The 21,163-nt window shown below is 44.7% G+C and carries 17 protein-coding genes; 9 read left to right on the forward strand and 8 right to left on the reverse strand.

The features are described from left to right. Positions 1-31: 31 nt before the first annotated feature. Entirely contained in the window at positions 32-496 is a 465-nt protein-coding gene (locus EXU85_RS31495; protein ID WP_142775881.1) for a hypothetical protein, read from the forward strand. Between the two features lie 259 nt (positions 497-755). Next, on the forward strand, positions 756-1,742 hold the full coding sequence (locus EXU85_RS31500) for a LytTR family DNA-binding domain-containing protein (RefSeq protein ID WP_142775882.1): 987 nt from the start codon (positions 756-758) through the stop codon (positions 1,740-1,742). A 4-nt stretch (positions 1,743-1,746) separates the two neighbouring features. On the opposite strand, the gene EXU85_RS31505 is transcribed toward EXU85_RS31500, so the two are convergent. Continuing rightward, positions 1,747-2,442, reverse strand: a complete 696-nt coding sequence (locus EXU85_RS31505; protein WP_142775883.1) for a LuxR C-terminal-related transcriptional regulator — start codon at positions 2,440-2,442, stop codon at positions 1,747-1,749. A 292-nt stretch (positions 2,443-2,734) separates the two neighbouring features. On the opposite strand from EXU85_RS31505, the gene EXU85_RS31510 reads away from it, so the two are divergent. Then, positions 2,735-3,121, forward strand: a complete 387-nt coding sequence (locus EXU85_RS31510) for a hypothetical protein (protein WP_142775884.1) — start codon at positions 2,735-2,737, stop codon at positions 3,119-3,121. A 78-nt stretch (positions 3,122-3,199) separates the two neighbouring features. Here EXU85_RS31510 and dnaG read toward each other — a convergent pair whose 3' ends face one another. After that, the gene (dnaG, locus tag EXU85_RS31515) at positions 3,200-5,296 is read right to left on the reverse strand and encodes a DNA primase (protein WP_142775885.1); all 2,097 of its coding nucleotides are present in this window, start codon (positions 5,294-5,296) and stop codon (positions 3,200-3,202) included. Positions 5,297-5,469: 173 nt separating this feature from the next. Here dnaG and EXU85_RS31520 point away from each other — a divergent pair, with 173 nt between their 5' ends. Next, on the forward strand, positions 5,470-6,882 hold the full coding sequence (locus tag EXU85_RS31520) for a vanadium-dependent haloperoxidase (RefSeq protein ID WP_142775886.1): 1,413 nt from the start codon (positions 5,470-5,472) through the stop codon (positions 6,880-6,882). A 97-nt stretch (positions 6,883-6,979) separates the two neighbouring features. On the opposite strand, the gene EXU85_RS31525 is transcribed toward EXU85_RS31520, so the two are convergent. From EXU85_RS31525 to EXU85_RS31535, 3 genes are all read right to left on the reverse strand, one after another. Further along, positions 6,980-8,872, reverse strand: a complete 1,893-nt coding sequence (locus EXU85_RS31525; RefSeq protein ID WP_142775887.1) for an amidophosphoribosyltransferase — start codon at positions 8,870-8,872, stop codon at positions 6,980-6,982. Positions 8,873-8,976: 104 nt separating this feature from the next. Next, positions 8,977-9,615 carry a phosphatase PAP2 family protein gene (locus EXU85_RS31530; protein ID WP_142775888.1) on the reverse strand — a complete coding sequence of 213 codons (639 nt, stop codon included), beginning with the start codon at positions 9,613-9,615 and terminating at the stop codon, positions 8,977-8,979. Positions 9,616-9,634: 19 nt separating this feature from the next. After that, positions 9,635-10,111 (reverse strand): gliding motility lipoprotein GldH, encoded by a 477-nt coding sequence (locus tag EXU85_RS31535; protein ID WP_142775889.1) that lies wholly within the window; start codon positions 10,109-10,111, stop codon positions 9,635-9,637. Positions 10,112-10,222: 111 nt separating this feature from the next. Here EXU85_RS31535 and EXU85_RS31540 point away from each other — a divergent pair, with 111 nt between their 5' ends. Next, complete coding sequence (locus EXU85_RS31540; protein ID WP_142775890.1) at positions 10,223-10,582, forward strand: BlaI/MecI/CopY family transcriptional regulator; 360 nt, start codon at positions 10,223-10,225, stop codon at positions 10,580-10,582. Positions 10,583-10,654: 72 nt separating this feature from the next. After that, positions 10,655-12,376 (forward strand): M56 family metallopeptidase, encoded by a 1,722-nt coding sequence (locus tag EXU85_RS31545; RefSeq protein WP_142775891.1) that lies wholly within the window; start codon positions 10,655-10,657, stop codon positions 12,374-12,376. Between the two features lie 58 nt (positions 12,377-12,434). Here EXU85_RS31545 and EXU85_RS31550 read toward each other — a convergent pair whose 3' ends face one another. From EXU85_RS31550 to recQ, 3 genes are all read right to left on the reverse strand, one after another. Next, positions 12,435-13,631, reverse strand: coding sequence for a regulatory iron-sulfur-containing complex subunit RicT (locus tag EXU85_RS31550; protein WP_246859328.1), 1,197 nt, complete (start codon positions 13,629-13,631; stop codon positions 12,435-12,437). Positions 13,632-13,713: 82 nt separating this feature from the next. After that, positions 13,714-15,000, reverse strand: a complete 1,287-nt coding sequence (gene purD, locus EXU85_RS31555) for a phosphoribosylamine--glycine ligase (RefSeq protein WP_142775892.1) — start codon at positions 14,998-15,000, stop codon at positions 13,714-13,716. Positions 15,001-15,093: 93 nt separating this feature from the next. Beyond that, on the reverse strand, positions 15,094-17,304 hold the full coding sequence (gene recQ / locus EXU85_RS31560; protein ID WP_142775893.1) for a DNA helicase RecQ: 2,211 nt from the start codon (positions 17,302-17,304) through the stop codon (positions 15,094-15,096). Positions 17,305-17,411: 107 nt separating this feature from the next. Between recQ and EXU85_RS31565 the strand changes: the two genes are divergently transcribed. From EXU85_RS31565 to EXU85_RS31575, 3 genes are all read left to right on the forward strand, one after another. After that, on the forward strand, positions 17,412-18,380 hold the full coding sequence (locus EXU85_RS31565; RefSeq protein ID WP_142775894.1) for an SIS domain-containing protein: 969 nt from the start codon (positions 17,412-17,414) through the stop codon (positions 18,378-18,380). Positions 18,381-18,764: 384 nt separating this feature from the next. Beyond that, entirely contained in the window at positions 18,765-19,280 is a 516-nt protein-coding gene (locus EXU85_RS31570; RefSeq protein WP_111347040.1) for an RNA polymerase sigma factor, read from the forward strand. 330 nt (positions 19,281-19,610) lie between these two features. Next, a complete protein-coding gene (locus tag EXU85_RS31575) occupies positions 19,611-21,083 on the forward strand; it encodes an NAD(P)/FAD-dependent oxidoreductase (protein WP_142775895.1) in 1,473 nt (490 codons plus the stop codon). Positions 21,084-21,163: the final 80 nt, after the last annotated feature.

The following is a 21,163-nucleotide window of genomic DNA, read 5'->3' on the forward strand; positions in this document are numbered from 1 at the left end:
GCTGTCGCACAGCCTTGCAAACAGATTACGATTGACGACGTCAATCAAAAAAATACTCATCAATTATATTGATGATGCTGTTAGAAAGGGAGCTTTTGTGGGGGATAAAGGCGTAGTAGAAGTGGTTAGATATCTCAATGAGAACGGTCGCCCAAGCTGGCTAATTAAGACAACAATTGATGACAGTTATAAAGACAATCCACCTGTTGAATGGGCCAGTTTAGAAAGTGATATTATTCTTTTCTACGATACCAACTCTTCGTCCAATGATGTTATCAAACATAAGCCTACTCCTGAACTTCTGCGTTGCTTGGATGATGCTATCAAGGATAGATTATATATCCGCCCAACCAGACGGGAACGGTTGGTGGACTCTGGGTTTACCACTCCAGCCAGAAAACCCATTATAATCAAAACACGTCGAATATCCACTAGTAATAGCATTGTAATTGTTTTCGAAGCAGATGGTAGTATTACTAAGTATCAGCCTGTATAACACTTCGTTTTCCTTTAATTGTATCATTAGATTTAACTAGTGAAAGTGTTTACACACGGCCAGTCTATCATGACTGGCCGATCTATGTATAACGTGTATTACATAATCTATAAGAAACTCATTCTACCTGAATAGGTTACCTAACGAGTCAAAGTTCCTCACAACCATAATTACCATTAATCACAAAAAAGATACATTATTTCTTTGGAAAGACCCGCCTGTTGTCACTATCTTAGTTCACTTATTGACAAGGTAGCAGATGAAGGAAATTCGACTGACACGTGACTTCCTAAAGAACCTATTTAATGGGGTATTAATACTACTAGGTATGGTAGTATTGATTGAAGCTGTTAGCTGGTCTATTGCTTATAAGCTGAAAATAAAACTCGTTTATGAAGAGGGAGGGCCTTTCCAGTACATTGGCCTACTAGTTCGTAGCTTATTTATTCCTGAATTATTTACCTTGTTCATTACTATTACTTTAATTAATCGTTTTCATAAAATTTGGCATATCGATTCGGTCGAAAATACTTGGCGTTCTATTTATAAATATGAATTACGATTCTTGCCTATTCTAGCATTTTCGTTTTTTGTTTTCAATCCCGGTACACAAACTATTCGGTATCTATTAGAGAATTTACCCACTTATTCATGGTCAAATTATTGGCAGAAATATATACTTTACACATTTACTTGGCGGATATACTTAGAATATTTAGTCCCATTAACTATTATTGGTTATATAGAATTAAACCTTTCATTACTAAAAGACTACTTAAACCAACGCCGGGAAGCCCAGGCAGCAGCCGAAGCCGAAGGATATCAGAAAGCAGTAGCGTATTTATCAACTGTATCACCTAAATCAGCAGCTACTGCATCCTATTTGACCTACCTGAAAGGTAGAAACGCAATGGGCGAATTAGATTTTCCGGTCAATGATGTTTATTATTTTACCATTAAAGACCGTCTCTATTATGCCGAATTGGCCAAAGGCCGCTATTTGATCGGGAAAACGTTGAATGAACTGGAAACGGAACTGAATCCGGCTCAATTCTTACGCATTAAACGGGATTACATTGTTAACCGACAGGCAATAGCAGGCTATGCCCATTGGGAAAATGGGAAATACAGTATCAGGCTCAATACACCAATACCGTACACGGTCAGCGTACCCCGTAGCCGTATGCAGGAACTTCGGGAATGGCTACAGTATGCAGACTCGCGCCTGTTTGAAACGGTTGCCTAGAATTTTAGAGATAGCTTTTTACTGCAATGCTGTACTTTGGCAGTTGTCGGATGCTATCTAAATCCAGTTTTTTTGCAATATGTGCTTTGTGATTTACAGCCGTTCGGTAGCTTATGCCTAGTCGATCTGCAATTTCATTAGCGGTATGGCCGTTGGCTACCATTCGTAGCACTTCCCGTTCCCGTTGGCTTAATCGACTTAGTTCTTCCCGCGTAGATTCTGAAATTATATCGACTCCAAAATTTTTGAGTAAATCCATGAAGCCGCTGCTGTAGTAACAACCTCCGTTACTGACCGTCTGGAAACACCGGTACAATTCGTCCAGTCCATCTGTGGCATATAGAAACCCAAAGAATCCTTTTTGCATGGCTTTGGCCACCATACGCAGGTCGGGTTTACGGGTGTATAAGATGAACTTCGTTTGCTGGTTTGCGTGCTGCATCTCCTCCACAATCTCGAAGCTTCGCTCGCCCGAAATGTCGGATTCCAGAATAACACATTTGGGGCGTTTCACTCTAATCTGTTGAAGTGTGTCTTCCATTTCAACAGCACGGCCAACAACATTGTAGCCTTGTTCTTTCAGTAGCTGGCTTAAAACTTCGCAGTTAAAAAGCTCAGATTGGGCAACGAGAATCGAGAAATCGCGACGACGGATCGCGAAGTTCTTAGTGCCCTCCTGGACACCGATTGATTGGTTCATGATTTATTACATATATGGGTGGATGAATGTACCAACAATACTTGAATTTATTCGTAACAGTCTGACAATTCAATCAATAAATTTATTAACGGACTTACCAGGAAGTATAGCGGGGCTAACTTAAGATCGGTCATAAAACCGCTTAAACGCGCAGTTTGGGTAGGGTGATTTCACACTTTTTGGGTGATTTCACACCTAAAATGGGTGATTTCACACAAAACGATTTGCTTTCAGCTCTACAAGAGCTGAATTTTGATTCAGTCAATTGCACAACACGTATTCAGATAGGGTGATGAATCAGGAAGAATCAACAGTATTGTCCAGCTACGAACCGTCGGCTGAAGAGGTACAAAAAATGATTATGGAATGGGCAAGAGCGACCGAAGCATTTCATGGTCGTTATGCTAAACTGAATCAAGCCATCAACTCATTGCAGACCACGTCCCGTCGTCAGCCAACAGCGGCTAGTCGGGCACGGTTACGGAAGCTCATCGATTTACGTGAGTATATGAGTGATGTTCTGATGACTTTATTGCTCGATATGTCGGGCAAGAAGTCTGGTCGTTCAGCGCAACCTTCCAAACCTGGTCAGCTCCATTCTCATGCCAGCTTGCTGGATGAGCTGAATCGTAAAATTGATGCCGAACTGATTAGTGTCATAACGGTAGCTCAGGCATAGTGTTCACCCTCCCCTATTGATAAAGGTTAGCCCCAATCTATACTTATAGCTGGGGCTTTTTTTATGCCTTAGTAAACGTTAACCGGATATAACCGTACCTAATAAACCCGAGATTTCCATATCGATTCGCTTGAAATGCATAAATTCGGTTAAAAGCTGATCGGCTTCCTCAGGTGATTTATTTCTCGACTCGCGAAGCAATTGCTGTAGCGCCGTCATTCGTTGCTCAGCGAGCATTTTTTTAATTCGTAGGATATTTCGGTAGGCAGCATCGGCCAGAATGCCAATTTCCGCTTCAGATGGGACGAAAATCTCATGTTTTCCCCATCCATCACTGATCTCATAGCGGGGTGTTGTTAAATGAATAGCCTGATGCTGAAGCTCAGTATTACTTGCTCCTTCTGGCCTATTATCCTGTCGATTTAGAAAATCATTGGCGGTTAAAATATCCCCCCGGCTATAGGCTTCCCGAAACAAGGTTAAAATCAGGTCATAAGGCCCAGTCTGAAATTCAATATCGTGTAATTCACTCAGTACATATTGACACAGTGAGATACCCGGCTCTAGTTCACGTGCACCATGACTCATTAACAATCGCACACATTCCTCCTCCTGATACGATATAGGCGTTCTAACAGCCTTTACACGCTCGATTGGAGCAGATATGGCTGGTGGTGCATTCGTACCGTAATCGCCGATTTCAGACGCTTCTACGCTGAATCCCTCCAGCAATGAGTTTATTTCATCGAGTGATGGCTCCCCTGTACTTAAAGTATTACTTGAAGATGGCTGTTGCCTTCCAGAACCAGCCGTCCGTTGTTGCCGATCAGTGTCTTTTTTAGTTTGCTCCTGCTGTTTTCGAAGCAGCCGATTGATTTCTGAAATTACAGACTGTTCACTAACATGAAACACTTGGGCTACGCGTTGCGAGAGTGTCTGGCGCTTAAGAGGATCTGGGATTTTGGTGATACTACTGCACACATCGGATATTCCTTCAGCCCGCTTCAGCGGATTGTCGCCTGCTTCGGTTAGCCATTGGCTGGCTTTAAAGTCAATAAAATCCTGAGAATGCTCTTTGATATATGCTTTGAAGGCATCAGCCCCAACCTTATGCACATAGCTATCGGGGTCTTCGCCATCGGGCAGTAAAAGAAGCCTAAGATTTAAGCCTTCTTCTAATACCATATCCAAACCGCGCAAAGCGGCTTTGATACCAGCCGCGTCACCATCGTACAGAATTGTAACATTTGGCGTAAAGCGCGCAATCAGCCGAATTTGCTCTGTTGTAAGCGACGTACCCGAGGAGGCAACTACATTTTTGATCCCTGCCTGATGCAGCGAAATTACATCTGTATATCCTTCCGTCAGATAACAAACATCCTCCTGCCGAATAGCCTGTTTCGCCTGAAAAATCCCGTACAAAACCTGGCTCTTATGATAAACCGCTGTTTCGGGTGAGTTGAGGTATTTAGGTTGATTCTTGTCAGTTTTTAGAATTCTGGCGCCAAAAGCAATTACCCGACCCGACACATTATGGATTGGGAACATGACCCGCCCTCTGAAGCGGTCAAATACTTTCCTGTCGCCACCCGGATTCCCTTCCTTAATCAAAATTAGTCCGGCTTTTTCAAGCAGTTCGCGGCTATGTCCTCTTCGCTGACCTTCCTGCAGGAGCGCGTCCCATTGATCGAGGGTGTAGCCTAGTTCAAAAGCTTCAATTGTTGGATTGGTAAAGCCCCGTTCCCGAAAATAACTTAGACCTATACTTTTCCCTTCATCTGTGTTCAGCAGGGTTTCCTGGAAGAATGCTTTGGCAAAGTTGAGGACGATTAGCAGGCTTTCCCGCTCGTTCTGCCGTAGGAGGTCTTCGGGAGTTTGCTCCTGTTCTTCAATTTCTATACCATACTTTTTAGCCAGGTATCGTAGTGATTCTCCATAGCTAATATTCTCGATGTCCATCACGAACCGAACCGCATCGCCAGCCTTGCCGCAACCGAAGCATTTGTAAATCTGCCGGGTTGGGTTCACATTAAACGAAGGCGATTTCTCATTGTGAAACGGACAGCAGGCAATGTAGTTGCTACCCCGCTTCTTGAGCGAAACGAAATCGTTTATTACTTCCAGAATGTCGACAGACTGGCGAATTCGTTCAACTGTTTCTTCAGGGATGCGCATTAGAGAGAATCAAGTTTGTTCGAGTATCAAATCTACAACGAAGTTAACGGATTGCGGGTCGTACTAGCAATAGCCAGGAATTCAGTCTTTTTTCTGGCAACATTTTTGCTAAACTCCACTATTGACACTCAGCCTTATAGCTGGTGTAGTGGTTCTTTTTACCTGGTAATACTATGAATATACATTTTACCCACCGTAAGCTCCAGACTTCAAAGGCTAATTCTAAACACAATTACCGAGGGGTACTGACTACACTTTTATTAATTGCCTTCCTGCAAGCCTGCCGTATACAACCCAGTGATGATGTTCAACCGACTCTAACGACCGGCAAACCTGCCGACCAGTATACAGGTGATATAGCAACAACATGGGCCGCTCTCCAGTTGAAGTTAACCAAAACTACAGCTGGCTTCACCCCTCCTGTAGCATCGCGGGCGTTTGGCTATGCTGGTATCACAATGTATGAATCTGTAGTACCTGGTATTGCTAACCGAAAATCACTTGTAAGCCAGCTTCAGGGCTTAACTACGCTTCCACAGGTAGAATCAGGTAAGGCGTATAATTGGGCGCTCAGCGCCAATGCAGCACAGGCCCAAATTCTACGGAGCCTGTATCCAACAACCAGCGCGACTAATAAAGTTTATATTGATTCCCTGGAAACAGTTATTCTCAAAACATTTAAGGATACCGACGAATCGATTAACCAACGTTCTATCGACTTCGGAAAAAAAATTGCGGATGCCCTGTTTGAATGGTCGAAAACCGACGGGGGTGATGCCGGTTATACCCGCAACTTCCCGGCAAGTTATGTTGTCCCAGTAGGAGCAGGTCTGTGGCAACCCACCGAAAACGGGCAGAAAATTCCAATGCAGCCCTATTGGGGTAAAAATCGGACGTTTGTTAAATCCAACAACGATTTGCCAATGCCTAAACCACTGGCTTACTCGACTGATGTTAAATCCGCAATCTTCAGTCAGTATATGGATGTGTACAACAAGTCTAAAAGTCTGACTCAGACAGAAAAAGAGATTTCGCTGTGGTGGTCCGATAACCCAGGCGACTCGTTTACACCACCAGGCCATTCTTATAGCCTTGCCCGCATTGCGGCAGTAACCGCAAAAGCAAATCTGGCAAAAGCAGCCGAAACATTTGCTCGCACTGGCATATCTGTTGCCGATGCCTTTATACTCTGCTGGCGATGTAAGTTCACCTATAATAATCTTCGGCCTTACACCTATGTACGGCTAGCCATCGACCCGGCCTGGGTTCCTTTCTGGCCTGCTCCACCTTTCCCAGGCTATCCGTCAGGTCATGCTACTCAATCCTCATCGGCGGCTACGGTACTAACGGCTTTGTATGGCGAAAACTTCGCGTTTACCGACGATTCACACGTTGGTCGGCCGGATGACCCTTTACGACATATTTCGTTTAAAGCACGCTCGTTTACATCATTTGCAGCCTCTGCCCAGGAATCGGCCGACTCACGTTTCTATGGTAACATTCATACCAAGCAGGATAACGAAACAGGCCTGACAGAAGGCAAGAAAATTGGCGCAAATGTCAACGCACTGGCTTGGGAGAAATAAAAATAAATTAAGGAGAAAGGAAGAGAGGGGCGAAAGGGAGGAAGGATGGCTACATGCTGATCCTTTCTCCCTTTCGCCCCTCTCTTCCTTTCTCCTTTTAGTAGGCTCTCACCAGCTTTCCTTCCATGAAGTTCACGAAAGCTTTATTAACAACGACGTTACCGCCGGGCGTCGGATAATTACCCGTAAAGTACCAATCGCCCGAGTGATTGGGACAAGCCTTATGTAGGTTTTCTACGGTTTGATAAACAACCGCCACTTCAGCCTTTAAATCGGGCGGTGTTACAATCTGCGATACCTTTTTAGATAACTCTTCGTGCGTAAAGGGATCGAACAGCGCCTTTACATAATTCTGTTGGCTGGCATTGCCTGACTCAATAGCTGCTACACACTGGGCATAAACTTCATCGAGCAGATCTTCCATGCCTCGGTCCTTAAGTAGTTCGAGCGCAGCACGGAAGCCAATGAATTCCTTAAACTTCGACATATCGATGCCGTAGCAGTCAGGAAAGCGAATTTGAGGGGCCGATGAAACAATAATGATCTTTTTAGGCCCTAAGCGATCCAGCATGCGCAGGATGCTTTTTTCAAGTGTAGTACCCCGAACAATCGAATCATCGACAACTACGACGTTATCTTTCCCTTTTTTGATAACCTCAAACGTGGTGTCGTACACATGCGACACCATATCATCGCGCTGCGAGTCGTCTGCAATAAAGGTTCGTAGTTTTACGTCTTTGGCAACCAGTTTTTCAATACGGGGCCTAAACGAAAGCACCCGGTCTAGTTCTTCTTCAAACAGAATCCCCTCCATAATCGCTTTCTTGCGCTGTTTATAGAGATATTCTTCCAACCCTTCAACCATTCCAAAGAAGGCGGTTTCGGCTGTATTCGGGATATATGAGAATACCGTATTTTCGAGATCGTAGTCAATTTCTTTGAGAATCTGCGGAATCACCAGTTTCCCTAATGCTTTACGCTCGTTGTAGATGTCGGGATCAGTAGCACGTGAAAAATAAATACGCTCGAAGCTACAGGATTTCTTTTCAATAGGCGTCACGAACTCCTGCTCCACATACTCGCCATATTTATCAACGATGAGTGCATGGCCAGGCTTTACTTCCTGAATGGCACTGTATTCAACATTAAAAGCAGTTTTGATGGCTGGCTTTTCCGACGCTACTACGACCACTTCATCATCGGCATAGTAATAAGCGGGACGAATACCGGCCGGATCACGGGCGACGAATGCGGCTCCATAGCCTGTCATACCCACCATGGCATAGCCACCATCGAAATCACGGCAAGAACGGTGTAAAACGCGCTGAAGATCAAGATTATCTTCAATGATATCCGACAGATCAGGGTTTTCGTAGATACCCTTGAACCGTTCGAACACCCGCTGATTTTCTTCATCCAGGAAGTGTCCAATTTTCTCCATCACCGTTACGGTGTCAACCTTATCCTTCGGATGCTGCCCCAGCGAAACGAGCTTTTCAAATAGGTCATCAACATTGGTCATGTTGAAATTACCCGCTACAACCAGATTACGACTTCGCCAGTTACTTTGCCGAAGCATTGGGTGGCAGTTCTCAATCTCGTTGGCTCCATGAGTACCATACCGAAGATGTCCCATCCAGACCTCGCCCGTAAAGGCAATGTTTTCCTGGAGCCATTGGGCATCTTTAGCTTTGTCTTTGTTACCCTTAAGTGCTTTGCGGAATTTTTTATTAACCTTCTCGAAGATATCCGTTACAGGACGTTGATCTACTGAACGATATCTACTAATATAACGACGGCCCGCAGGAACATCAATTTTTATATTAGCGATTCCGGCGCCATCCTGGCCTCGGTTTACCTGCTTTTCCATAAGCAGGTAAAGTTTGTTGGCTCCATAAAGAGCCGTGCCGTACTTGTCTATGTAATATTGGTACGGCTTGCGGAGCCGGATTAAGGCTATACCGCACTCATGCTTAATGGCGTCGCTCATGAGAGAGTTTATCGATGCACGTTGATTGTAGTCAGTAATGAAGTAACGGCTCTGCTTTGGCAATGGTTCGGCGGAGCCCTAAACAAAGGTAGGCAAAAGAGGACCTAATTCCCGGCAATATTCTCGTTCTTCATTACCCAGCGATACATCAATAAATAAATTATTACTGATGAAATCGTTCCAACCAGCGAGCCAGCATAGGTATCTTCAACAAAATGCTGAAACAGATATACCCGGGAATAGCCCGCCAGAACGCCCAAAAGCAGGAAAATAACTCCCCTCCACTTCTTCTTATCAAGAAACGCCAATAGGCTAAAGACCGCAAAAGCTGTTGTGGTATGGCCCGACGGAAAACTATTGTAGCTGTAAATATCCAGGCCTTTAATAATGTGGTACTGAAATGTAGAATGCTCAAAAAATTTCAGTGGCCGGGGCGATCCTGTGAAGACAATCTTCTTTAAAAACTCGGATGTCAAAGAAGAAAGGGCAAAACTAGCAACGCACATCAGACCAATTCGCCAGTTATAAATCAACAGAATCAGGCAAACCAGCACAAAAAAAGCACCATCGCCCATGTAGGTGATATATGGAAAGAGCTGATCGGCCAGCAAACTATTCCGTACATTAACCCACTGCATCAACTGTTCCTGGGTGTACATCCATTGTAACACACCCAGTACAACCAATACGAGCAGGTAAGGAATAAAAAAGAACCGATTTACGCGAAAAAAATGAACAAGCATTAGCGAACAGGTCGGCGGGTTAGTTAGCAGGACCAGCTTTTTCTACCGTAACTCCTACACTCAGGATATTAAGCAACGGGTCCTGACGCATATACTGCCTGATCTGAACACTGTATTTGCCAGGTTTCGGAAACCGATAGTTCCGCTTCATTAGGACCTTGTGATCAAACAGGTCGCCAAGGCCATCTCCATTGGGTTTACCCGTTTTAGGATCCATCAGAATCAGTTCGTCCAGCCGTGATTCGAGCTCCTTGCCGCTCGCATCCCGCAGATAACGAGTCAGATACAAATTATAATAACCGTACGACAAACTATTCCGAAGGTTATAATAAATGTTATAGGGCACCGATGCGTCAGTGATTTCGAATGTGAACGAAGGGGCATTTTTAATGTACCATTTCCCATCCTCAATGTCGGTGTACTCTTTATATACCGCATTTGTTTCACAGCCAGCAATCAGCCACACCATGAACAAGATTAGTCCTAATTGTTTCATAAACCTCACCCAGAATAATGTACAAAGCTACAACGGTGCAGTTGGCTTTTCAAACAATAAAAAACTATACAAATAGTTTGCAAACGAGGGAAATAGTTTTAAGTTTGTTCTATGGAAAAGCTAACCGCCAAAGAAGAAGAAGTAATGCAGGTGCTCTGGAAAATGGAGCAAGGGTATGTAAAAGATATGGTGCCTCAGTTTACAGATCCTCCTCTGCATTATAATACAGTATCAACAATTGTTCGAAATCTGGAAGAGAAGGGGTACATCGGTCATAAGGCGTATGGAAATACGCATGAATATTACCCCATCATCAGCAAGGAAGCCTACCAAAATCGGTTTGTTCTGAAGAAAGTAGTCGATGAGTATTTTGATAATTCATACAAGAATTTAGTGAGCTATTTTGCTCAGAATGAGAAGATTTCGGCAGATGAACTGCGTGAAATTCTGGCCATGATCGAGAAAAAATAGTCAAAGCTGGTCCAGCGTAGTCAAAAATGCCTGACTACGCTGGACCAACTACTCTTCCACACCTAACTAAAGATGGAAACGCTACGCTATGTTGTTTTAGCCAATACACTACTGGCTGTTGTCAGCATAGCGTACTACGCTTTGCTTCGACGCGAAACGTTTTTTGGTGCCAACCGATTGGCCCTGTGGTTAGGTCTGGCCGGGGCCTTACTCCTACCACTCCTGGAACTCCCGGATTGGCGCCCAGAACGCGTGCGAACCGTAATGCATCGAACAGCACAGGTAATCGTTCCAAAGGTGTTACCCAACCTGGTTTCTCCTCAACCGACTGTAACGATTACATTGCCTAATAAGAAAACCTATAAAGCATTTCAGGATCAGCCAGTACGGTTCGTTTGGTCATGGCAAATTGGCATTTTATTGCTCTATAGTAGTGGGGTCTTTCTGCTGTTGATTCGGTTTGGGGTTCAGTTAGTCTCGCTCCAACAACTCATCCGGAAATCCGTTCATGAGTCGTATACCGATTTTACGCTGGTGCACAACAAGGACGTCACATCTCCTTTTTCGTTTTTCAACTGGGTCGTGCTTAACCCTGGCCAGCACTCGCCGGACGAATTGGATCAGATTCTCAGGCACGAACGTGTCCATGTTCGGCAACGGCATAGTTTCGACATGATTGGGGCTGAATTAGTTTGTATTCTTTTCTGGTTCAATCCAGCGGCCTATCTGTTCCGGCAACTACTCCATCAAACACTGGAATTCAGCGCCGATCGGGCCGTACTGGCCGAAGGTATCGATGCGAGATTGTACCAATATAATCTGATTAAAGTGAGCATGTCAGGCGAGCAATTGGCTATAACCAACCAATTCAGCGGCCCCACCTTACGGCAACGTGTTAGTATGATGAATAGCCAGCGTTCAGGCTCATCAGCTTGGTGGCGATATGGGATTTGGACCCTGTTGATTGGTATGATGGCGCTAGCCTGCCGACATGAGTCTACCAAAGAAACCCAAACGCTTTCGCCAAACACCCTCCCGGCTACCACTCCCACCAGAGCAATGGTCGTTGAGTTAGAAGACAAGGGAACATGGTATCGTCACCTTGCCCTATTCCAAAGTAAACTCGGCACCCAGATGGAGCAAGGTGCACCTGTCGTGTTGCAGTTAAAAGGCGATCAATTCATTCTGCCAGATGATTATAAATATGCATCTGCGCTATACATTGACGGAAAAGAAGTTCCGGTTGAAGCCCTGCAAAAGCTTTCGCCTGCGTTTGTCAGCGAAGTGTTTGTGATGCACCAATGGGAAAACCTGGCTAACATTGACACCAAAGCCAAACCCTACCAGATTCTTATTCAGACTAGCTCCCAGGCAGTTCCATTTAATGGCAGCCGTAAACAGTTTTTCACCTTATTACAAGCGGCTGCTGTCTCCCAGTACCCACTTGGCGAGAGTTTTTCATTTACGATGAATCAACTGCTAGAAGCCACGTTTTTTCATAACAAAAACGCGCTAGTTGAACGGACGAAGAATGAGCACCTAAAAGTCTATGACGATTACGCCAAAACTGTAGACATTTTTATCAACCACTTACCCGCTACCCCTGCCGATGTACAAACCGTACATGTTCGTGAAGTGGCCAGGCTTTACACAAAAGAGCGGCCTTACCGAGACTGGTTTCGTGCCAATAATCCTTTACCTCGGTTTGAGTTAAATATCCAGACTAGCCCCAAACGGGCTAAACGCGATAGCAGTTACTACGTTTTCAGCCCATTCTACTCAGGCGACTTTTAACTAATTTTGGACACCCATTAAAACAATTAACCCCGACCAAAGTGGCCGGGGTTGATTATTAGGAGACTTTACCGTTTGCGGCAGGTCGGGGCGAATTGCCTTCGGGGCCACGCGGCTTCTTCTTTTTCTTTTTGGTGTTATTCGCTTTCGACGTGTATTTCGCGTCTAGCTTCTGTAAATCGCTATTGAGGGCCGCTGCTGTAACAGGTTCTTTATCAGCGATAGGCATCAAAACGTCAAATGATTCTGGAATAATGCCGTTCTTGTTCAACTCGACAATTTCCAATACCCGTAAAATGGGTAGCGGATGCCAGGTACTCTCGGCTCCATACCCAAACCACATCAGCTTGCGAAAAATATCGGTTTTCTGAAGATAAGCCCGGCCTTTCTGCGTTTCCAGCGGCTTTTCAATCGTTGGAATGTCACGCAGAGCGTCCATATACGTATCCAGCTCATAATTCAGGCAGCACTTCAATCGTCCGCACTGACCGGATAGTTTGGCCGGATTCAGCGATAGATTTTGATAGCGGGCCGCCGAGGTGGCTATGTTTTTGAAATCCGTGAGCCAGGTTGAACAGCAGAGTTCACGACCGCAGGAACCAATGCCTCCCAGTCGCCCTGCTTCCTGCCGCAGGCTAATCTGCCGCATTTCAATCCGGGCTTTAAATTCGCTGGCCAGCATTTTTATTAATTCCCGAAAATCAACGCGCTCTTCGGACGAGTAATAAAATGTCGCTTTCGTATTATCTGACTGAAACTCAACGTCAGACAATTTCATGTTGAGTTTTAACTCACGAACAATTTCGCGGGAACGATACAGAGAAGGTAGATCACGCAGAACGGCCTGCTCGTGGCGTTCCATATCTTTGGGAGTAGCAAGGCGGTGAATAACTTTGGTGTCGTCGTTAATTTTGACGGCCCGTTTTTTCACCTGCAATCGCACCAATTCTCCCTGTAACGAAACGGCTCCAATATGAAAGCCCGATTGCATTTCGACCACAACATAGTCGCCAGTAGTTAGGTCAAGTTGGTGGACATTCCGGTAATATTCTTTCCGGCCCCCTTTAAATTTAACCTCTACAACATCGTATTTCAGACCTGGCATGGCGATATCGCTCAGCCAGTCAAATGAATTCAGTTTATTGCAGCCTCCGGTGCTACACCCTCCGCTTCCGCATCCAGTTGTAGCCGTTTGACCATCGGATGCTCCGCGTTGGGTTCCACACCCGCCGGTTGCACAGGATTTACATGACATATCTATATGTGTTTGGAGTTTGACGTTTGTGGTTTGAAGTTCTGTGCCAGTTAACGACAAACCTCAAACTACAAACGTCAAACTAATCTGAGTACCGAATCAGGTCAACCCCGATATCTTTACGGTACTGTTTCCCCCCAAATTGCACCATCCGGGCCGCTTCCTGCGACTTCCGAACAGCATTTTCTAGCGAATTGGCCTGCGCCGTTATCGCCATTACTCGCCCACCGTTGGTCAACACCTGACCATCCTGAGCTTTCGTTCCGGCATGGAACGCTATTACATCTTCTAAACGCTCTAATTCAGAAATGATTTTACCGGTCTCATAATCACCGGGATAACCACCCGATACCAGCATGGTTGTTACCGCGGTTTGGGGAGAGACCTGAACCGAAATTTTATCCAGTTCTCCATCGGCAGTAGCCACCATCAATTCCACAAAATCACTTTGGAGCCGGGGCAGTACCACTTCCGTTTCCGGATCGCCCATACGTGCATTATACTCAATCACAAAGGGTTCTCCATTAACCTTCATGAGTCCTACAAAAATAAAGCCCTGATAATGAATCCCCTCCTGTTTCAAACCTGCCAGGGTCGGTTTCACTACTTTATCTTCAACTTTCTGGAGAAATGACTGACTGGCAAATACAACAGGAGAAACGGCTCCCATACCACCTGTGTTCGGTCCTGTATCTTCTTCGCCAACCCGCTTGTAATCTTTAGCCTCAGGCAGGATTTTGTAATTATCCCCATCGGCCAGAACAAACACCGACAGTTCAACACCTCGCAAAAACTGCTCCACAACCACCTTGCTACCTGCTTCGCCAAACTTGTGACCGTCTAGCATATCGCTCATTGCCGTTTTAGCATCTGCCAGTGTTTCGGCAATAATAACGCCTTTGCCTGCGGCCAATCCATCTGCTTTTAAAACAATTGGCAATGAGTGCGAGTCCAGGTAGGCTAACCCTTCCTGAAGCGTTTCTGCCGTAAACGTTTGAGAAGCCGCCGTTGGGATGCCGTAGCGGTGCATGAACTGCTTGGAGAAATCCTTGCTCCCTTCTAATTGTGCTCCTTTGGCGTCAGGTCCAACAATACGCAAACTGGCCAAATCAGGCTGTTGACGAAGAAAATCTACAATTCCCTTTACTAAGGGTTCCTCTGGCCCCACAATCAGCAGGTCGATCTTTTTATCCCGGACTGTATCGGCAACAGCCGGAAAGTCAATATAACTAATAGGCAAATTAGTGGCAACCTGTGCTGTACCGGCATTGCCTGGCGCCACAAACAATTTATCACATAACGGACTTTGCGCTAATTTCCACGCGAAAGCGTGCTCTCGCCCACCCGACCCAAGTATTAGTATATTCATGTACTGATTTACGATTTACGATTTACGATTTATGATTTGATTCCCCATATCCAACAGGAAATCGTAAACCGTAAATCGTAAACCATAAATCAATTAGTTAGCTACTTCCGACAGGAATTTAATGCGCATTAGGCGCAAGTCTTGTTCGGTGAAATCATCTCCTCCAAATTCACGCATGGCAACAGCAATGTTATCACTATCGGCCCGCATGAAATAGTCGAAAATTTCGTCCTGCCGGTCTTCATCCATTACCTGATTAATGTAATAATCAAGGTTAAGCCGTGTACCTGAATAACAGATATGCTCAATTTCTTCCATCAAGTCTTCCATCGACAACGACTTCGATTCAGCAATTTCATCGAGGTCAACTTTCCGGTCGATCTGCTGGATGATGAAAATCTTGACTTTCGATTTATTAACCGTTGATTTAACGACTACGTCCTGAGCCGTTTCAATCTCATTTTCTTCAACGTATTTGGCAATCAGGTCGATAAAAGGCCGACCAAACTTCTGCACTTTGCCCATACCAACCCCATTGATCTGCGCCATTTCTTCACGCGTGGTGGGGTAAGTAGTCGCCATCTCCTCCATCGACGTTTCCTGGAAGATAACATAAGGAGGCAGATTCTTTTCCTTGGCAATTTTTTTCCGAAGTGCTTTTAATAACCCAAGCAGTTCTTCATCATAGGCAACGCCACCCGACGCTGGAGACGAATCTTTATCATCGTCCTCTTTAGTATCGACAGCTTGCTGCTCGTAGTCATGATCTTTAGCCAGCGTAATTGGGTATGGATCTTCAATATAATTCATACCTCGCTGAGACACCTTCAGAATCCCATAGTTATCAACATCTTTTTCGAGATATCCATAAATAGTAATCTGTTTGATCAGTGAGCACCAATAGTTACAATCGTCACTAAAGGCAAGTCCCTTACCGTATACAGGAAGCCGGTCGTGTTCGTAGCTGGTGACATATTGGTTGGTCGTGGCCGTCAGCACATCGGCTAAGTGCGCCACATCGAATCGCTGATCTGTTTGCAATACAGTTTGTAAGGCTAGTACAACTTCGTGCTGCACTTTAAACTTCTCGGTCGATTTCAGACAGTTGTCACAAAAACCACAATCTTTATCCAGGAACTCCCCAAAATAGCCCAATAGCTGCCGACGACGGCAAACGCCCAGATTAGCGTAGGAAACCATCTCGGCTAGCAAGTGCTTGGCATTATCGCGCTCCGTAACGGGTTTATCTTTATTAAACTTCTCCAGTTTAACGATATCATCGTAACTATAGAACATCAGGCAGTTGCCTTCCAGTCCATCACGACCCGCCCGTCCTGTTTCCTGATAATATCCTTCGAGCGACTTAGGGGCATCGTAGTGAATCACGAACCGAACGTCTGGCTTGTCAATTCCCATACCAAAGGCAATGGTAGCGCAGATTACGTCGGCATCTTCGTTCAGAAAGGCATCCTGATTGTTCATCCGCGTTTGCGGGTCCAGACCAGCGTGATAAGGAAGTGCCTTTATATCATTAACACTGAGTAGTTCGGCAATTTCCTCAACAGTTTTTCGGCTTAAGCAATAGATAATCCCCGACTTACCTTTATTCTGCTTAACGTATTTGATAAGCTGCTTCTTGGCGTCGACTTTAGGCTTTATTTCGTAGTAAAGATTCTTCCGATTGAACGATGTTTTATATAGATTAGCATCCTCCATCTGGAGGTTTTTCTGAATATCCAGCTGTACTTTAGGCGTAGCCGTAGCAGTAAGTGCGATGACAGGTAGATTGCCAATATTATCGACAATACCGCGTATTTTCCGATACTCAGGCCGGAAGTCATGACCCCATTCAGAAATACAGTGCGCTTCGTCAATAGCGACGAAAGAAATGTTGGCTTTCTTCAAAAAATCCAAATTCTCTTCTTTCGTTAACGACTCTGGCGCAATGTACAGCAGCTTGAGTGTGCCGTTCAACGTATCCTTTTTGACCTTGTTCATTTCGGCCTTGGAGAGCGTCGAGTTCAGAAACTGCGCATTGATTCCAAAGGCATTTAACTGGTCAACCTGATTTTTCATCAGGGCAATTAGGGGTGAAATAACAACGGCTGTACCATTGCTAACAATAGCGGGCAGTTGGTAACACAATGACTTACCTGCCCCAGTGGGCATTATAACAAACGTGTTGCGCCCCGCCAGGATACTATAAATAATAACTTCCTGTTCGCCCCTGAATTGACTATATCCAAAAATTTCTTTCAGTCGTTCTCTAAGCGTCGCATGGACTGCCTCATCAACCTGCATCATTCTACAAATCGTACAAAAGTTACTTTCCTCTATTTGCTTGCCGTATCTTTGCTATATAAAGTTAGCGAATATACACAGCAAAGTATTCCTGTTTATCAAAACTGACATTGAAAGTAATAAAAAATCCTAAGACCATCGCCCGTTCGGTACTCCTAGCCGAAGCGGAAGCTATCCGGAACGCCGTTGATTTGCTTGATGACCAATTTGATTCAGCCGTTGAAACGTTGCTAATGACCACAGGCCGTCTGGTCGTAACAGGCGTTGGCAAAAGTGCGCTGATTGGTCAGAAAATTGTTGCAACCATGAACTCCACCGGTACGCCTGCTTTGTTCATGCATGCTGCGGATGCGATTCATGGCGACTTAGGCATGATCCAGGATAACGATGTGGTTCTTATTATCTCGAAGAGTGGGAATACAGCTGAAATAAAGGTCTTATTACCCTTGCTGAAGCGAACAAACGTTCAGCTAATAGCACTCGTAAGTGCACGCGATTCCTATTTAGCTCAGCATGCCAACCATGTACTTCACGCGTATGCCGAATACGAAGCAGATCCATTGAATTTAGCCCCAACTACGAGTACAACGGTAGCTCTCGCACTAGGTGATGCACTGGCTGTCAGTCTTTTAGAGCTACGTGGTTTTACCAGACAGGATTTTGCCCGCTATCATCCGGGTGGATCGTTAGGGAAAAGGTTATATCTGAAAGTAGCCGACATTTTCCCACACAATCAGTGCCCGCAAGTTCTACCAGACACAACTATCAAAGACGTTATTTTTACGATTTCCGCCAATCGTTTAGGAGCAACCGCTGTAGTCGATGAGGCTGGTTTGCTGCTTGGTATTGTTACCGATGGTGATATTCGGCGGCTGGCCTATGAGCACGATTCATTCTGGAAACTCTGTGCGCAGGATGCAATGACGGCTGAACCAGTTTGCGTAGCACCCGACGATTATGCTGTAGCGGCTTTACAGTTAATGCAGGAGCGAGATATTACGCAGCTTATTGTGGCCGAATCGGGTCATATTTATGGCTTTGTGCATCTACATGATTTATTGAAGGAAGGTCTTATCTGATCCTTTTCCTTCTTAATATCGGTATAACTTCTAAGTTATGTCTCTAAGTCTGGCAATTATTACCAGCCTGAATACTGAGGCCCACATATACGCTTGAGATATTTGGAAAACTCAGGTAGAGGCCCGAAGTTTGTTTAATAAAAAATTACAAATGCTAAACAAAATCCACACCTGAGATTCCCCAGAATGGGGGAAATATTCCACACTCCCCAATTGTAAATCCCACCTATAGTGAGTTTGGCAAGCAAAATTAAGCAATTACAATACACTGATTTAAAGCCAATTATCACTAAAAGTGGAATCATATATTAATTTCTGGAGAGACTGGTTGTTTTTTTGTTTTGTAGATGTGCAGATGTGATTCAACAGAAAAACTAAACAGCCATGACAGCTCTCGAATTTACTAATCATATTGGCAAAGTGTCCAAATCGTTACGCCCATTCGCGCTCCGTCTTACAAAAGATGTTGAAGATGCGAACGACTTATTACAGGACACATTACTGAAAGCATTTACCAATCGTGATAAATACACGGATGGTACCAATCTGAAAGCTTGGTTGTATACGATCATGAAAAACACATTCATCACGAACTATCAGCGCATGGTGCGTAAAAACACCTTCATTGATACAACCGACAACCTGCACTACATTAATTCCATAGAAAGCAGCACTGATAACCTGGCTTATTCGTCCTTTGCTCAGGATGATATCAACCGGGCAGTGAACGGCCTTGACGATACGTATAAAACTCCGTTTATGATGCATTTCCGGGGTTTTAAATACCATGAAATTGCGGCAAAATTGAATATTCCCATTGGGACGGTAAAGAACCGAATTCACATTGCCCGGAAAGAATTGAAAGATCAATTAAAAGTTTACGCTTATTTTAACGCATAAGCGATACTTTGCGGACATTGCTCCGTCTAAGACATATTGATTGAGTAGTTTTTGGTTAAAAAAGAGGAAGGTTCGAAAAAGTTGGGTGGTGTCCACCCAACTTTTTTTCATTTTATAACTTGACAATCAAGCGTTTATTGATTTCAAAAGCAGGTGTTACGAAATTATTGATAGGTTGACACACTCATAAAGTTGCAATGCCTAATTTCTCTCTCAGTAGACCAAGCAGGCCTTTACCTACTTTGTTTTCGCAAAATTTCGGCTAGCTTCACGCAAACAAATTGCTTCATCAAGCAATTATCTGTTGACTCAATCATTTTTTTCTAACTAATGCCCCAACGCGTTCTTGTTATTGGAGCCGGATTTGCCGGGTTGGCCGCTGCCACCAGCCTTGCCGATAAAGGTTACGACGTTACTATTCTCGAAAAGAATTCTATGCCTGGTGGCCGGGCCCGTGTTTTTCAGGCGGAAGGTTTCACCTTCGATATGGGCCCAAGCTGGTACTGGATGCCCGATGTATTTGAAACCTATTTTGCCCGTTTCGGTAAAAAGCCGTCTGATTATTACAATCTTGTTCGACTTGACCCTTCTTACAAAGTCGTCTTTGGGCCCAACGAATCCGTTGATCTTCCGGCTGGTATCGATAATTTAGAAATCCTCTTTGAGCAAATAGAGCCTGGCAGTGGACCCCAACTTCGGGAGTTCCTGAAACAGGCCGCCTATAAGTATGAGGTTGGCATGAACCGGTTTGTCTGGAAACCAAGCCGATCCATTACCGAATTTCTTAGTTTGAAATTGCTGTATGATGTGACAAGACTCGATGTTTTTCAATCATTTGCAACACATGCCCGTAAGTTTTTTAAACACCCGCGTCTGCTCGAAATTGTTGAGTTTCCTGTGTTATTCCTAGGAGCTACAGCCGAGAACACACCCGCCATGTACAGCCTGATGAATTATGCTGAAATGGCCTTAGGAACCTGGTATCCAATGGGTGGTATGTACGAAATTGTGAAAGCAATGGTAAGCCTGGCGGAGGAGAAAGGTGTTAAAATTTTACTGAACCAGACAGTCCAAAAAATTGACATATTGAATAAAAAGGCGCAACGGGTTGTTACCAACGATGGTATTTTTGAGGCCGATGTAGTGGTGGCCGGAGCAGACTATAACCACGTTGAAACGAGTCTGGTCGATCCAGTCAACCGAAATTATAGCGACGATTATTGGCAGAAACGGGTTATGGCCCCCTCATCACTGCTGTTTTACCTGGGTGTGAGTAAACGGGTTCCGCGTTTACAACATCATAATCTCTTCTTCGATGAAGATTTTACCCTTCACTCGCAGGAGATTTATGAAACGCCCCGCTGGCCTACCAAGCCCTTGTTCTATGCATCGGCACCTTCCAAAACCGATCCTGGCATAGCACCCGAAGGTTGCGAGAATTTATTCCTGCTTATTCCTGTGGCTCCCGGCCTTACAGATGATGAGGATACCCGCGAACATTACTTCAACCTGATTATGGATCGGCTGGAAGCTTACGTAGGTGAGGCTATTCGCAGTCATATTGTATTCAAACGGAGCTATGCACACAGAGATTTCGAACATGATTACAATGCTTTTCGGGGTAATGCATATGGCCTGGCCAACACATTAAAACAAACTGCATTTTTTAAACCATCCCTCAAGAACAAAAGGGTTAACAACTTGTTCTACACCGGTCAACTCACGGTGCCAGGGCCTGGTGTACCCCCTTCCCTGATTTCAGGATTGGTCGTAGCTGATGAGGTTGCCAAAGAATTTGTTTAGTTTTAGAGGAAAAGCAAGAAAAAACAGGAAAAAATAAAGTCAAATCCGTTTAATTCTCTTTATACCTGTTTACTCTGATG

It is taken from the genome of Spirosoma sp. KCTC 42546 (genome assembly GCF_006965485.1).
Taxonomy (GTDB): domain Bacteria; phylum Bacteroidota; class Bacteroidia; order Cytophagales; family Spirosomataceae; genus Spirosoma.